Below are 14738 nucleotides of genomic sequence, written 5' to 3'. Positions count from 1 at the left end.
ATCTTCTTCGTTTGGGACGACAAAAATATAATAACCTGATAGCTAAAAGGTATTTTACAGTAAGAATGTTACTAACATTTAAAACACCCGATCGATTCCAATTTAGTATTTAAAATAAATAGTCAAAATAAAATACAAGTAACATTTAAAATACGTTTTATCAGTTGATTGAGTTTAAAGAATTAGGTATTAAAATGTTACATTTAAAACGAATATTTTAAGAATGAAGTCTATTATCCTAAGTTTTTTATTATTGATTAGCATCGCATCAAATGCTCAGAACTTTCGCCCTGGAAGACAGATTGCAAATGACGATGCATCGCTTGCCATCCAATATTATCAGGATGGTGAATATGAAAAAGCTGCCGTTTTGCTGGAGAAAATATTTGCAAGCCCTAATAATGAAGGCTACTTTGACATCTATTTTAATGTTCTATTGAAACTTAAAAAATATGATTTAGCAGAGAAAACGGTAAAAAAGCAAATCAAACAATCTGCAGATAATGAAATGTATACTGTGGCCCTGGGTAAACTGCAACAAGAGAAAGGTGATGCATCTGCAGCCAATAAAATTTTCTCAGAGGTGATTAGTAAGCTCCCTAAAGATGAATTTAGGATAAGAATGTTAGCCAACAACTTTTATCGCTTCGAAAATTACGATTATGCCATACAAACTTTTAAACATGGTAGAAAAATTTTAAATGATGAAAAGGCATTTGCTTTTGAATTATTAAATATTTATCGTTTTAAAAAGGATAAGCCAATGCTGATGCAGGAATATTTAGACATTTTACCAACTGCACCGCAAATGCTTCCTCAGGCGGAAGCCGTTTTATCAATGATTTTTGAAGATAAAGCAGATTATCAAACCTTTCAAACCGGAATTTTAAAAAAGATTCAGAAAGCTCCTGATGAAGAAATTTACATTCAGCTATTAACCTGGAATTACATTCAGCAGCAAGAATACGATATGGCCTTGCGCCAGCTTATTGCTTATGATAAACGCACAAAGGCAGATGGAACAACCTTATTTAATGCAGTTTACACCTTTGTTGATAATGGAGCATACGAAGCAGCGATAAAGGCCTACGAATATTTGATAACGAAAGGCAAAGAAAATCAATACTATTTGCCAGCCAAAATAGAACTGTTAAACACTAAATATAACATTCAAACCAAAGGGAAATTTAAGGTGGCAGATTTAGACATTTTAGCAAAAGATTATCAGGTTTTGTTAGATGAAAACGGCAAAAACAAAAACACTTTATTTGCGATTAAAAAGTGGTCGATTTTGCAGGCATATTATTTAAATCAGCCCAAAAAAGCAGAACTCGCTTTAGAAGAAGCGTTGAAATTGCCTGGTTTAAGTCCGCAGGAAAGTGGGCAGCTTAAATTAGATTTAGGAGATATTTACATTTTAACCAAACAACCATGGGAAGCGTTTTTAGTTTATGAACAGGTAAGTAAACAATTTGAGGGGCAGCCCATTGGTAATGAAGCCCGTTTCAGAAGTGCGAAACTTTCTTTTTACCAGGGTAATTTTGAATACAGCATGGGGCAATGTATGGTGTTAAAAGCTGCAACAAGCCAACTAATTGCCAACGATGCTTTAAATTTAAGTCTTTTAATATCTGATAACATTCAAACACCTGGCGATAGCAGTGCTTTAAAAATGTATGCTGATGCAGAAATGTTGGTTTTTAGAAACTTACCGGAGCAATCCATAAAAAAGCTAGACAGTATCTCAATCGCATTTCCTCAAAATACACTTGCCGATGCGATATTGATGAGTAAAGCCAAAATATTTATTAAAGCCGAACAATATGAAAACGCTGTGGCAATGTTAAAGAAAGTTGATGAAAATTATAAGGATGGAATCTGGACTGACGATGCGCTTTTTACACTTGCAGATTTGTACGAGAAAAAATTGAATGATTTGGTGCAGGCAAAAATATATTTCCAAAAATTGATAACCGATTATTCGGGTAGTATGTTTACCGCAGAAGCACGTAAAAGGTTTAGAAATTTACGCGGCGACGGCGTTTAGTTTTCGGCACCCTTGTTTTCTCTCTCCTCTTTTCCATAGCGTTTTTGCATTTCTAAGGCTAATCCGGTTTCGATAATAAATGCATAGAGCGCACAATTAAATACCAAGCCAAAAAAGTATAAGAAAGTGTTTGAACTAAAAAATTTCCACAAAAATGTATGGGTTGGAAATTGAAAAAAGGAATACAAATCTGCCAAAGAACTTAACAGAAAATTTGGTGCAAAAACATGCCTATCTTCCGATACAAATGCAAAAAAGCAAATTGTAGTTAAAATTGCAATAATAATAAATGCTTTAAAGCATCTATATGGACGGAAGAATTTCATTTAGGGGGTGATTATGATTCCAAAACACTAAGTTCTAAAAATTTCTCACTTATTAAAAAAATAATAACATTTACATTTTGTGGCGCTCTAATCAATTTCAGTTTGTTAGCCAAGCTAATTAATTATATTTGTGCCATGCTTTTATATAATGTAACCCTAATATTAGAAGAAACTGCCGCCGAAGAGTGGTTTAATTGGATGACAGAAATCCATATTCCAGCGGTTATGGCTACTGGTATGTTTGCATCTCACCGCCTTTTAAAAGTTGTAGATTCTCCGAATGAAGGTGTTACCTATTGCGCACAATACGTAGCTGATAGCCAGGAAAATTACAACGAATATCAGGAAAAGTATGCCCCGGCACTACAAGAAGATTTAAATGCAAAGTTTAAAAATCGCTTCGTGGCTTACAGAACTTTAATGGAATTTGTAGGCTAACGCTTTTTACTATTTTAATTTCTCGTTATTTTTATGTCTATCCGCATCGCGGATGCTTTTCTTTTGCAAGTTTTTCTCAAAGGCATCAGTTAAGTTAATGCCCGTTTGGTTTGCCAGGCAAACTAAAACAAAAAGTACATCAGCCATTTCATCTGCCAGGTTTACCTCTTCATCACTTTTTTTAAAAGATTGCTCGCCATATTTGCGAGCCATAATACGGGCAACTTCGCCAACTTCTTCCATTAAGATAGCCGTATTGGTTAACTCATTAAAATAACGGATACCGGTTGTGTTAATCCACCTATCTACAGTTTGTTGTGCTTCTTCAATGGTCATGTTTACGTTCTTCTATCTCTAATTTCAGCCTAGTATTAATGTCTATCTTGGCACCTTCCAAAAGGAAAACTGTTGTACCTTTTTCTCTTGCAAATGTATTCCTCAATTCACCAATTTTGGTTATTTTTTCAAAAAGAGGTTGCTCTTTCTTACGTTCAGGATCGCTCTCACCTGCTTCTCTTATCAAAATTAAATCTTTTATAGGTTTATCCATCTTAAACCAATAAAGATAATCGGCATTGTAAGAAACTGCATCTATGTTTTTAAATTTCGAATAATAATTAATTGCTCCTGCTTGCCCGTAGTTATCTGTACGTACAACAACTGCAGTTTTATCTTTAACTTTTGCGTAAGCTGAATCTACAATTGCTGCTAACTCTTTCCAACCAAGCATATCCGCATAATCCTGTGGTAAATTATGGTTTTTTCCATCTTCCCAACGCAAAGCACCTACTTTTTCAAAACGTTTTTTATGCTGTACAATTTCAATTGGCGAGTATACCGGCATCAAGATTGGAACTATGTAATAAAATGATCCAACAGTCAAAACTACAAGCAGCCCATAAATCACGTATTTTCTGCCAATAACAATAGTAAGGTAAACACTTCCAAAAGCTAATAAAACCGGATATAAACCTAATGCATAATAGGATTTGGCATTGAAATAACTAAAAATTGATATGGTAAAAATATAAGAAAATAAAACCCAAAGGTGCTTACGGAAAGGTTTATAGATGGCTAAGCCAATGAAACCCGCTAGCCAAATAAATACCACATTTATAAAAAACAGGATTTGTTCTTTAAAGAAATCAGACCGTTTTACATTTACTAATTGCGTTTCTGCAAGTTCCTTCATGTGGCTTATTACCGGAAAATGATGTCCAATTTGCCATATTACATTCGGCGATATGATTAAAAACGCAAGGAGTACCGAAAAATATAAGTGTTTATTCTGAAAAATTTTTCGGTTCGGTAAAATGAGAACAGCCGGCAATATTCCCAAAACCAAAAACATCACATTATATTTATTAAGAAAACCTAAGCCCAGCCAAATAGCAAAATAGTATAGATATTTGATTTGCTGATCTTCAAAATATTTTAAAAGGCAATAGTAAATGGCCGTCCAGGCTAAAACATCAAATGAATTTGGTTGATAAAGTATGTTAATTCTTAAATACACAGAGCATAAATATGCAAGTGCCACCAAACATTTGGCAATTAAATTACCTTTCAAAGCATCTACAATTTGCCAGGCGAAAAGCATAGTTAATGCGCCAAATAATGTTGGAAAAAATTTTACCCAGAAAACACTTCCACCAAGCAGATTTATAATTACCGAAAATATGGCTGTTAATGGTGGAATTGAGGTAAAGCCTGCTGCTAAATGACGGCCCTGATCTAAATGTAAAAATTCATCGCGATGAAGCTCATAAACATTATTAACCAACGCATAACTCAAAACAAATTTAAGTAAGATAAAGCCCGAAAGTATGATTGTTTCAAGAAAGGGCGATTTTTTTTCTTTCATCACTCCTTATTTTTCGTGTCGATTAATATGGTTACCGGACCATCATTAAGCAAACTGATTTTCATATCTGCACCAAAAATCCCAGTTTCTACTTTTTTACCAAGCAAAGCCGACAGCTTTTCAATCATTTTCTCGTAAAGTGGAATGGCGATATCAGGTTTCGCTGCTCTGGTAAATCCCGGGCGGTTGCCCTTTTTGGTAGCCGCAAATAAAGTAAACTGACTGATTAAAAGAATGCTTCCATTAACATTGGCAAGAGCCTTATTCATTAGGTCGTTTTCATCAGAAAACACCCTCATATTTACAATTTTCTGAGCCAGCCAATCTAAATCTTCAATTGTATCTGCATCTTCAATGCCCAAAAGCACTAAAAAACCGGTTTCAATTTGTCCGGTAATGTTACCATCAACAACACAATTAGCCTGTGTAACTCTTTGTAAAACTGCTCGCATATTAAACCTTGGGATATTATAATGCGAAAGATAAGTATTTTGAAATTATTGTAAAAAACAGCAGTTAATGCCTGGTATCGTTGCCATGATAAATGCTCAGGTAACTTTCATATCTCGAAACCGCAATTTCATCATTATTAACCGCTTCAATTACCGCACAACCAGGTTCGTTAACATGTTTGCAATTATTAAAACGGCAATTGTGCGAAGTTTTAAAAATCTCTCTGAAGAAATGACCCAGCTCCTCTTTTTCTATATCAATAACACCTAATTCTCTAATTCCAGGCGTATCAACAATAAAACCACCTTGTGGCAACTCAAACATTTCGGCAAATGTAGTAGTATGTTGCCCTTTATCGCTCCAATCAGAAACTTCGCCGGTTCGCAAATCTCTATCTGGCAATAAAGCGTTAATCAAACTCGATTTTCCAACACCAGAATGGCCCGAAATCAATGTAATTTTATCGGTAATTAAATCTTGAATAACCGGAATATTGATGCCCTTCAAAGCCGAAACCTCGTAAGTTGCATATCCTATTTTTTCGTAAATTTCTTTAAAATCCTGCAGAATTTCTAAACCTTCTTTGCTAAACAAATCCAGTTTGTTAAATACCAAAACCGTAGGTACATCGTAAGCTTCGGCAGTTACCAAAAACCTGTCTATAAAACCTAAAGATGTTCTTGGAGAGGCCAGCGTTACTATCAAAATAGCCATATCTAAGTTTGCAGCCAAAATTTGAGCCTGCTTACTTAGGTTAATCGACTTGCGGATAATATAATTTTTACGTGGCAATAATTCATTAATCAAGCCCTGTTTGCTACCTTTTTCGAGGTCGAATTTTACCCGGTCGCCCACTGCAATTGGGTTTGTAGTTTTAATGCCTTTAATTCTGAATTTCCCTACAATACGGCAGTCATAACGTTCGCCATCATCGGCCAAAACATTGTACCAGCTCCCCGTAGATTTAATAATTAAGCCCTGCATATTTTGCAACAAAGGTATGAAAAGGATGGAAGATGTAAGAAGTAAAAATAGAAGGCGAATTTATAAAGATTTGAAAAGCAAAACCTGTGTTTCATTTTAACGTTCTCCCTGCTTTCTGCTTTATTCCGCTGCGCTCCATGCTCGCGTCAATCAGGTTTAAAGACTAAAGGTGTTGCACAAAATCCTTTCCAATTCGTCAATATGAACCTTTCGAAAAGTAACAATTCAAGCGCTAATAATTTATGCATATAAATTATGGAATTGCACAAAATTTACCAATATTTAATAATATTCAAAACCTGTCAATCGACATTTCGTCATTGCGAGGTACGAAGCAATCCCTACAACTTTGGGTTTGATTTGCGACTGCTCGAAGATTGCTTCGTGCCTCGCAATGACGAGCGTACCTTTTAACCTGACAGACATAGAAATATTTTTTGTTCATCTCTCGAAGTAGATTGCACCCAGCCCTGCAGTCACACCTCTTTGAAAAAACGATGGCAGCAAAAATCCGTACCCCTAAAACCCACATTAGTTTTCAGTTCAAAAAATGCTAGCATTCAATCTAATTAAACGTTTTATTAAAACAATTTTAAATAAAATTAAAAATTGTTTGCATTTAAGAAAAATAATCTGCTACTTTACAGTGTACAAAATACACCATTAGCGAATGATTTTTAACACTTCAATTATTACAACGATTATTATTACCACCGGGATAAACCAGCGGGGCTAATTTGTTGTAAGTTGAATTAACATAAAAACACAGAAAGCGTCCCGATACAAATCGGGACGCTTTTTTTTTAACTCTTAAACCGAAACTGATTGAAAATTTAAGCTCATAGTAAATTAAAAGCCTTAAAAATAAATCAGTTAAAAACTATATAAAATAATGAAAGTATTAAAATTCGGCGGCACATCCGTAGGTTCGGCCGAGAACATTAAAACGCTGCTGAGCATAGTAGCCAAAGAAAAATTACAGAGCAATCCGGTAGTTGTATTATCGGCAATGAGTGGCGTAACCAATTTGCTAACCGATATGGCCGAAAAAGCCGAGCGTGGCGAAGATTACGATGCTGGCATTAAGGACATTGAGGCGAAACACTTCGCAGTTATCCGTTCGCTTTTGCCGGCAGCAGCCCAAAATCCGGTTTTTACGCGTTTAAAAATCTTCTTTAACGAACTAGAAGATTTATTACAGGCCGTAACCAATCTCCGCGAACTGAGCTTGCAAACTAAAGATCAGATTTTAAGCTACGGCGAACGTTGCTCCTCTTTCATGATTGCGCACATTGCATCGCAACAATTTAATAATGCATTATACGTAAATGGTGCTGAATTAATTAAAACCGATAGCAATTTTGGGCAGGCAAAAGTAGATACAGAATTAACTGAAATGTTGATTAATAACTTCTATCAGGCCAATAAGAGCAATGTTTTATTTGTTACCGGTTTTATTTCGAGCAATGCAGCTGGTCGCGTAACTACTTTAGGTCGCGGCGGTTCTGACTACACTGCAGCCGTTTGGGGCGCAGCTTTAAATGCAGAGGAAATTGAAATCTGGACAGATGTTAACGGTATGATGACCGCCGATCCACGCATCGTTAAAAAAGCATTTTCATTACCAGAATTGAGCTATACCGAAGCGATGGAATTAAGTTATTTCGGGGCGAAAGTGATTTATCCGCCAACAATGATTCCGGCTTTCATGAAGAAAATTCCGATTGTTATCAAAAACACATTTCAGCCAGATTTTTCAGGAACATACATAAAAAGCGATGTTAAAGCATCGAGTTTACCAATAAAAGGAATCTCTTCTATCGACCATATCAGCATTATTAATCTAACCGGAAGCGGTATGGTTGGCAAAGCAGGTTTTAGTGGCAGATTGTTTTCACTACTCTCTAGGGAACAAATTAATGTGGTGTTGATTACGCAATCATCATCAGAACATAGTATCACTTTTGCTGTTAAACCAACCGATGCAAATCAGGCAATTGCACTGATTAAGAAAGAGTTTGAGCTTGAATTAGATGCCAATAAACTGGCTTTACCAGAGGTTGAAAATAATTTAGCCGTGTTAGCAATCGTAGGCGAAAACATGAAGCGCACACCAGGTATGAGCGGACGATTGTTCAATGCTTTGGGCAGAAATGGTATCAATGTCAGGGCAATTGCCCAAGGTTCATCAGAATATAACATTTCGGTCATCATCAGCGCAGGCGATTTATCAAAAGCAGTAAATGCCGTTCACGATGCTTTCTTCACCGACTTAAAACGCACCCTTAACATTTTCTGCCTTGGAACCGGAAATATTGGTAAAACATTATTTAACCAACTGAAAGAACAAATGCCATTTTTGGCAGCAAATAACGATTTGCAAGTGAAAGTTGCAGGCATTAGCAATACCCGTAAAATGATTTTTAATCCTGAAGGATTATCATTAGAAGATTGGGAAAATGAGCTAAATGATAAAGGCGAACAAGCAGATTTAGCTGTTTTTGTAGACCGCATGAAAACTTTAAACTTACCAAATTGCGTTTTTGTTGATAATACCGCAGCAGAAACACCAATCGAATTTTACCAGGGTATTTTTGAAAGTAGCATTTCAGTTGTTACTTGCAATAAAAAAGGAAACTCAGCAGATTTTGCGCAATACAAATCATTTAAAGATGCTGCCCGCAAATTTGGTGTAGATTTTTATTACGAAACCAATGTTGGCGCAGGTTTACCAATTATCCGAACGTTAAAAGAACTGATGATGAGTGGCGATAAAGTTGCCCGAATCGAAGCAATTTTATCGGGAACCATTTCTTATATCTTCAATAATTTTAAGGGCGATGCCGGATTTTACGAAACGGTTAAAGAAGCACAAGAGTTGGGTTACACCGAACCCGATCCGCGTGATGACTTAAATGGTAAAGATTTCATGCGTAAAATGTTAATTCTGGCAAGAGATGCGGGTTATCCTTTAGAAGCAGAAAATGTAAAAATTGATAATATTTTGCCAGATGCATGTTTAAACGCAACATCTGTTGAAGATTTTTATTCAGAATTACAGAAAAATGCAGCATATTTTGAGCATTTGAAAACCAAAGCGGCGAGCGACGGGAAAGTGTTACGCTACATTGGAAAACTGGAAGATGGCAATGTAGAAATTAGTCTTCAAATGGTTGATGACAGCCATCCTTTCTACATGCTTTCTGGAAGTGATAACATTATTTCTTTCACAACAGACAGGTATAAATCTCGTCCGCTGGTGGTTAAAGGACCAGGTGCAGGCGCAGAAGTGACGGCTGCAGGCGTTTTCGCAGATATTATAAATGTAGGTTCTTTAAGTTAAAAGCATAGATATTGTCATGCTGAGCTTGTCGAAGCATTTTAGGTAAAGGTCTTCGATAAACTCAGACTGACTGTTCTTATAAAATTAAACAGATACCAAAAAATTCAAAAAACAAGAAGATAAATTCTGAAGAGTTGACGTAAGGTTTTTAATCTTTAACCCTTCATCCTTATTCTAATTATGAAAGAAATAAAAGTTTTTGCTCCGGCAACGGTTGCAAACGTAGTTTGTGGTTTCGATGTATTGGGCTTTGCTGTAAATGAGCCTGGCGATGAAGTTGAGATGTGTTTAACCGAAACACCGGGTGTTGTCATCAAAAAAATTACTGGCGATGATGGCCGTTTACCTTTAGATGCGGCTAAGAATACCGTGAGTGCCAGCGTACAGCATTATTTGAAACACATTAACCGATTAGATATTGGCGTTGAAATTGAATTGCACAAAAAGATGCCAATTGGTAGCGGTTTAGGCTCTAGTTCGGCAAGCACGGTTGCGGGTTTATTTGCTATTAATAAGCTAATGGGCGATTTACTAACGCCAAAAGAGTTGGTTCCTTTTGCCATGAAAGGTGAAGAATTAGCTTGCGGTTACGGCCATGCAGATAACGTTGCTCCAGCAATTATGGGTGGCTTTGTTTTGGTTAGAAGTTACGAACCACTTGATGTAATTTCGCTCCCAGCCCCGGCCGGAATGTATGCAGCAATTGTTTATCCTGAAGTTGATGTACCTACAAAAGATGCCCGACAGATGATTCGCAGCAAGGTATTTTTAAAAGATGCAGTTACCCAATGGGGAAATGTTGCAGGCCTGGTAAGCGGATTATTTATGAATGATTTCGACCTTATCGGCCGAAGCATGAAAGATGTTTTGGTTGAACCAACGCGTTCTATTTTAATTCCTGGATTTGATGAGATGAAAAATCTGGCAATGGAAAACGGCGCTATTGGTTTTGGTATTTCAGGTTCAGGACCATCGGTTTTTGCCTTAACAAAAGATGAAGAAACGGCAAAAAAAATAACCAAAGCACAACAACAACATCTACATAAAATTAATATTAACAGCAAAGCTTTTGTTTCTTCGGTTAACGCCGAAGGACCGAGAGTTATTTAAGTGATACGTTATAAGTTTGCTAGTTCAAAACTTATAACGTATTACTTATTACCTACAACTTAAACCATGAAATTGTACTCAACCAACAATAAAAACCTAAGCGTTTCTTTTAAAGAGGCTGTTTTTAATAGCATGCCGCAAGATAAGGGCTTATATATGCCTGTAGAAATTCCTCAGCTTGATGCGGATTTTATAGAACATATTGAAAAATATACCTTGCCTGAAATTGCAAATAAAGTTGCTTCGGCATTATTAAAAGATGAAATTCCTGCTGATGATTTAAAAGCATTAATTGATGATGCTATTAATTTTGATGCGCCTGCGGTAAAACTAGATGAAAAAACTTTTGTGTTGGAGCTTTTCCACGGACCATCATTAGCATTTAAGGATTTTGGTGCTCGTTTTATGAGTCGCGTAATGGCATATTTTCTAAAAGATGGCGAACAGCTTCTAGATGTTTTAGTGGCTACATCCGGCGATACTGGAGGTGCAGTGGCCTTAGGTTTTTTAGGTGTAACAAATACCAGAGTTACCATTCTTTATCCAGAGGGAAAAGTAAGCCCGATACAGGAACTACAACTAACTACTAACGGACAAAATATTAGAGCCATTGAAGTAAAAGGAACTTTTGATGATTGCCAGGCCTTGGTTAAACAAGCTTTTGCCGATAAAGACCTGAACGCGAAATTCCGTTTAACTTCTGCTAATTCAATAAATATTTCTAGATTAATTCCGCAAACCTTCTATTACTTTAACACTTATGCGCAGTTAAAAAAGCAAGGATTAATTGATTTAATTTTCTCCGTTCCGAGTGGAAATTTTGGAAACATTGGTGCTGGTTTATTGGCCTACAAATTAGGCTTACCAGTGAAACAATTTATTGCTGCAACCAATATTAACGATACCGTTCCCCGCTTTTTAGAATCAGGTGTTTATGAAACAAAACCATCAACACAAACCTATTCAAATGCAATGGATGTTGGTGCACCAAGCAACTGGGTTCGTATTATGGATTTATTTGATAACGATGTTGAAGCATTAAAAAACATAATTACTTCTTATCGTTTTAATGATGAAGAAACACTTGCAGGCATCAAAGAGATAGATGCTAAATTTGATTATGTAGCTTGTCCGCACACGGCAATTGCCTACTTAGCCATTAAAAAATTTAGAAAGGAAAATCCTGAAGATAAAAGTGCAGCGGTATTTTTATCTACTGCACATGCCTGCAAATTTCCAGATATTTTCCCTGTAGATATTGCTGCTAAAATAGAAATTCCAAAACAGGTTAAAGCGCTACAGAGCAAAGCACATCATGCAGATAAATTAGGTGCTGATTTTGAAGGATTTAAAAGTTATTTGTTAAAGAATGCAGATTAAAACAGAATCATTAAGAGCGGTGGTAATTTAAATTCTGAAAGTCTCAGCATTACATAAAATTATATCCAAACTCTTAAGGTTTTCAAAAAATAGGAAACAATTTATTTATTTTGGATGTATCCTATTATAAACATTCTAGCCGATGATTGTTAAAGAAGTTCAAGATGCAAGTGCAGAATTATGGGAAAATGCGTTACCGCATATCTCTATAGATTGTGTGGTTTTTGGCTTTCATAATAACAGTTTAAATGTGCTAATGCCAAAGCTAAAAGGCGAACAAAGCTGGATGCTTCCTGGTGGCTATGTTTACAAAGATGAATCAATTGATGATGCGGCGAAACGTATACTTTTTGAAAGAACCGGAGCCGATAAAGTTTTTTTAAATGCCTTTGGCGTATTTGGAAACCTGAACCGTTCAGAGGATTATTTTAAAGACTATCCAGATAATTTATGGCATAAGCAACGCTTCATAACCTTGGGCTATTATGCCTTGGTAAATCACAATGATGTTAATCCTGTAACTGATGTTTATTCGGATTCTTGTGAATGGATTTCTATCGAAAACATTCCAAACTTGGTGATGGATCATAAGAATATCCTACAAAAAGCTTTGCAAGCTTTGCGAGAACAAATAAGCCACAAACCGATAGGATATAATTTACTTCCTGAAACCTTTACCATGCCTGAACTACAGGCTTTGTATGAAACCATTCTTGGTCAGAAATTAAACAGAGGTAATTTCTACCGCAAAATTATGCGCTATAATATTTTGGTTAAACTCGATGAACCTAGAAAAGGTGGCGCACATAAGGCACCAAATCTTTATCGTTTTGATAAAGAGAATTATAAAAAAGCATTGAATGAAATAAATTGGTAAAGCATAAAAAAGCCGGAATTTCTTCCGGCTGATTCCTATCATTACTACTCACCTTTTTGTGTTTTTAATAATTGCAATTCGCGTTTAAGATCGTCAATTTGCTGTTGTTGTTCTTTTATACTTCCAACCAAAAGCGGGATTAAACGTTCGTAATCTACCTTAGTCATCGTAGCAGAATTAAAAGCATTTTTACCTGCCGCGTATTGTTTTGCCTGCACTGCAACTACTGATGGCACGGCCGCTTTGGCATCTGAACCAACAAATCCATATTGTGGTGTTGATGGAAGTTTCAACTTTTCGGCCCATGCTTTATCGTAATTAAAACTTACCGGCTGTAATTTAGAAACCATTTCTAAAGAGTTGTTTAGAGGCTTAACATTGTTTTGTACAACTTCTTGTGCACTAAGAGAAAATGATGCGGCTACAAAAAATACCGCGAGTGAAATTGCTCGTTTCATATTATGATATAATTAAATTAAAAAAAAATGAATGATGCCTAAACTGTTTTTTAGGCAGAGAAAAAAGATTTGTTTACGAAAAAACTATCTTTAAATAGATGGTGGAGGCGTTAAAACCTCAATAGAGTGGGCTAAAACAAAGGAATCTCCAGAAACCGGTAATTTCTCCGGTGATGCTGAAAATACCTGAAAGGAAGAATTAGCGAAAAGTTGATCATCAAAGTATTCACTTTCAATTTTCTTCTCTTCTTTTTCAGAATCATCAGCTAGTGCTGTGTATTCAATAGTTGAGGTAGAAAATTTTAAATACGACATCACATTGCTCACCTTAAAAAATAAGGTTAGTGTTACGCAAATAATTAAAACATATTTAAAATTTATAAACTTCATTCTTACAAAGATAAGTTGTATAAATTGTTTAACAAAAAAGCTAAGATCAATGTTTTGTAATTTTCCCAAAAGCGTAGAAAGCCTTTGGCAAAAACACTTAAATTTTAAAAAATCGCTTTTGCAATTTGCTTAGTTTGCTCTGGCCTGCCCATGGTATAAAAATGCAACACTGGAACACCAAAATCGATTAGCTCCTTACATTGCTTAATCATGGCTTCTGTACCAATTTCTTTTGCTTCAGCATTGCTTTTTGCATGAGATAATGCGTCCGTAAGTTCATCGGGTAAATCGATATGGAAAATTTTTGGCAACACATTTAATTGCGTTAATGTGCTTATCGGTTTTAAACCCGGTATAATCGGTACATTAATATCGTTCTCCCGGCATTTTTTTACGAAGTCGAAATACTTCTGATTATCAAAAAACATTTGGGTTACGATAAACTCAGCACCCATATCTACCTTTTTTTTCAAAAATTTAAAATCTGCATTTAAATTCGGAGCTTCAAAATGCTTTTCTGGATATCCGGCAACGCCGATACAAAAATCGCTTTTGAAAGTTTCTACATCTTCATGCAAAAATTTGCCTTCGTTGTGATTTTTGATGTGCTCGATTAAATCTGTAGCGTAGCAATGGCCACCTTTAGTTGGCACAAAAGAATGATCGGCGGCACGGGCATCTCCACGTAAGGCCAAAACATTATCAATACCCAAAAACTGCAGATCGATTAATGCATTTTCTGTTTCTTCTTTAGTAAAACCGCCGCAAATTAAATGCGGAACGGCATCAATTTTATATTTATGAATGATTGCTGCACAAATGGCTATCGTTCCCGGACGTTTGCGGTAAGAAACTTTTTGCAATAAACCATTTTCCTGCTCTTTGTAAATGTAATCTTCGCGTAAAGAAGTTACATCAATAAACGGTGGATTAAATTCCAATAAAGGATCAATCGCATCGTAAATCCATTGTATACTTTGTCCTTTAATCGGCGGTAAGAGTTCGAATGAGAATAAGGTTTTACCTTTTGCCTCTTGAATATGTTGCGTAATTTTCATTTAGTACTTA

Annotated in this window: 14 protein-coding genes; 6 read left to right on the top strand and 8 right to left on the bottom strand. The window is 35.9% G+C overall.

Features of this window, described 5'->3' with window-relative positions:
- Window positions 1-223 precede the first annotated feature (223 nt).
- Window positions 224-2047 carry a tetratricopeptide repeat protein gene (locus LUA90_RS07675; protein ID WP_231490686.1) on the top strand — a complete coding sequence of 608 codons (1824 nt, stop codon included), beginning with the start codon at window positions 224-226 and terminating at the stop codon, window positions 2045-2047.
- Here the strand turns inward: LUA90_RS07675 and LUA90_RS07670 are convergent.
- Window positions 2044-2373 carry a hypothetical protein gene (locus LUA90_RS07670; RefSeq protein ID WP_231459002.1) on the bottom strand — a complete coding sequence of 110 codons (330 nt, stop codon included), beginning with the start codon at window positions 2371-2373 and terminating at the stop codon, window positions 2044-2046. The two genes, LUA90_RS07675 and LUA90_RS07670, sit on opposite strands and share 4 nt — an antisense overlap.
- Before the next feature lie 135 nt (window positions 2374-2508).
- On the opposite strand from LUA90_RS07670, the gene LUA90_RS07665 reads away from it, so the two are divergent.
- Entirely contained in the window at window positions 2509-2811 is a 303-nt protein-coding gene (locus LUA90_RS07665; protein ID WP_231490685.1) for a DUF4286 family protein, read from the top strand.
- A 9-nt stretch (window positions 2812-2820) separates the two neighbouring features.
- On the opposite strand, the gene LUA90_RS07660 is transcribed toward LUA90_RS07665, so the two are convergent.
- The 4 genes from LUA90_RS07660 to rsgA all read right to left on the bottom strand — a co-directional run bounded on the left by LUA90_RS07660 (window position 2821) and on the right by rsgA (window position 6112).
- Window positions 2821-3147, bottom strand: a complete 327-nt coding sequence (locus tag LUA90_RS07660; RefSeq protein ID WP_231459000.1) for a nucleotide pyrophosphohydrolase — start codon at window positions 3145-3147, stop codon at window positions 2821-2823.
- Complete coding sequence (locus tag LUA90_RS07655; protein WP_231490684.1) at window positions 3137-4675, bottom strand: glycosyltransferase family 39 protein; 1539 nt, start codon at window positions 4673-4675, stop codon at window positions 3137-3139. The genes LUA90_RS07660 and LUA90_RS07655 overlap by 11 nt, the downstream gene beginning before the upstream one ends.
- Complete coding sequence (dtd, locus tag LUA90_RS07650) at window positions 4675-5127, bottom strand: D-aminoacyl-tRNA deacylase (protein ID WP_231458998.1); 453 nt, start codon at window positions 5125-5127, stop codon at window positions 4675-4677. The genes LUA90_RS07655 and dtd overlap by 1 nt, the downstream gene beginning before the upstream one ends.
- A 64-nt stretch (window positions 5128-5191) precedes the next feature.
- Window positions 5192-6112, bottom strand: a complete 921-nt coding sequence (gene rsgA / locus LUA90_RS07645; RefSeq protein ID WP_231458997.1) for a ribosome small subunit-dependent GTPase A — start codon at window positions 6110-6112, stop codon at window positions 5192-5194.
- Window positions 6113-7004: 892 nt separating this feature from the next.
- On the opposite strand from rsgA, the gene thrA reads away from it, so the two are divergent.
- The 4 genes from thrA (at window position 7005) to LUA90_RS07625 (ending at window position 12822) form a co-directional block, all read left to right on the top strand.
- Window positions 7005-9455, top strand: coding sequence for a bifunctional aspartate kinase/homoserine dehydrogenase I (gene thrA, locus LUA90_RS07640; RefSeq protein WP_231458996.1), 2451 nt, complete (start codon window positions 7005-7007; stop codon window positions 9453-9455).
- Window positions 9456-9635: 180 nt separating this feature from the next.
- Window positions 9636-10565, top strand: coding sequence for a homoserine kinase (locus LUA90_RS07635; RefSeq protein ID WP_231458995.1), 930 nt, complete (start codon window positions 9636-9638; stop codon window positions 10563-10565).
- Window positions 10566-10631: 66 nt separating this feature from the next.
- A complete protein-coding gene (thrC, locus tag LUA90_RS07630; protein ID WP_231458994.1) occupies window positions 10632-11945 on the top strand; it encodes a threonine synthase in 1314 nt (437 codons plus the stop codon).
- Between the two features lie 142 nt (window positions 11946-12087).
- Window positions 12088-12822 carry an NUDIX domain-containing protein gene (locus tag LUA90_RS07625; protein WP_231490683.1) on the top strand — a complete coding sequence of 245 codons (735 nt, stop codon included), beginning with the start codon at window positions 12088-12090 and terminating at the stop codon, window positions 12820-12822.
- 44 nt (window positions 12823-12866) lie between these two features.
- Here LUA90_RS07625 and LUA90_RS07620 read toward each other — a convergent pair whose 3' ends face one another.
- The 3 genes from LUA90_RS07620 to LUA90_RS07610 form a co-directional block, all read right to left on the bottom strand.
- Window positions 12867-13280, bottom strand: a complete 414-nt coding sequence (locus LUA90_RS07620; RefSeq protein ID WP_231458992.1) for a tail fiber domain-containing protein — start codon at window positions 13278-13280, stop codon at window positions 12867-12869.
- A gap of 90 nt (window positions 13281-13370) precedes the next feature.
- Window positions 13371-13670 carry a hypothetical protein gene (locus tag LUA90_RS07615; protein WP_231458991.1) on the bottom strand — a complete coding sequence of 100 codons (300 nt, stop codon included), beginning with the start codon at window positions 13668-13670 and terminating at the stop codon, window positions 13371-13373.
- A 104-nt stretch (window positions 13671-13774) separates the two neighbouring features.
- Window positions 13775-14728, bottom strand: coding sequence for a methylenetetrahydrofolate reductase (locus LUA90_RS07610; protein ID WP_231458990.1), 954 nt, complete (start codon window positions 14726-14728; stop codon window positions 13775-13777).
- Window positions 14729-14738 lie beyond the last annotated feature (10 nt).

Source organism: Pedobacter sp. Leaf170 (assembly GCF_920984665.1).
Classification (GTDB): Bacteria; Bacteroidota; Bacteroidia; order Sphingobacteriales; family Sphingobacteriaceae; genus Pedobacter.
The sequence above is the reverse complement of the archived record's forward strand: the minus strand, read 5'-3'. Positions and strand labels throughout refer to the sequence as shown.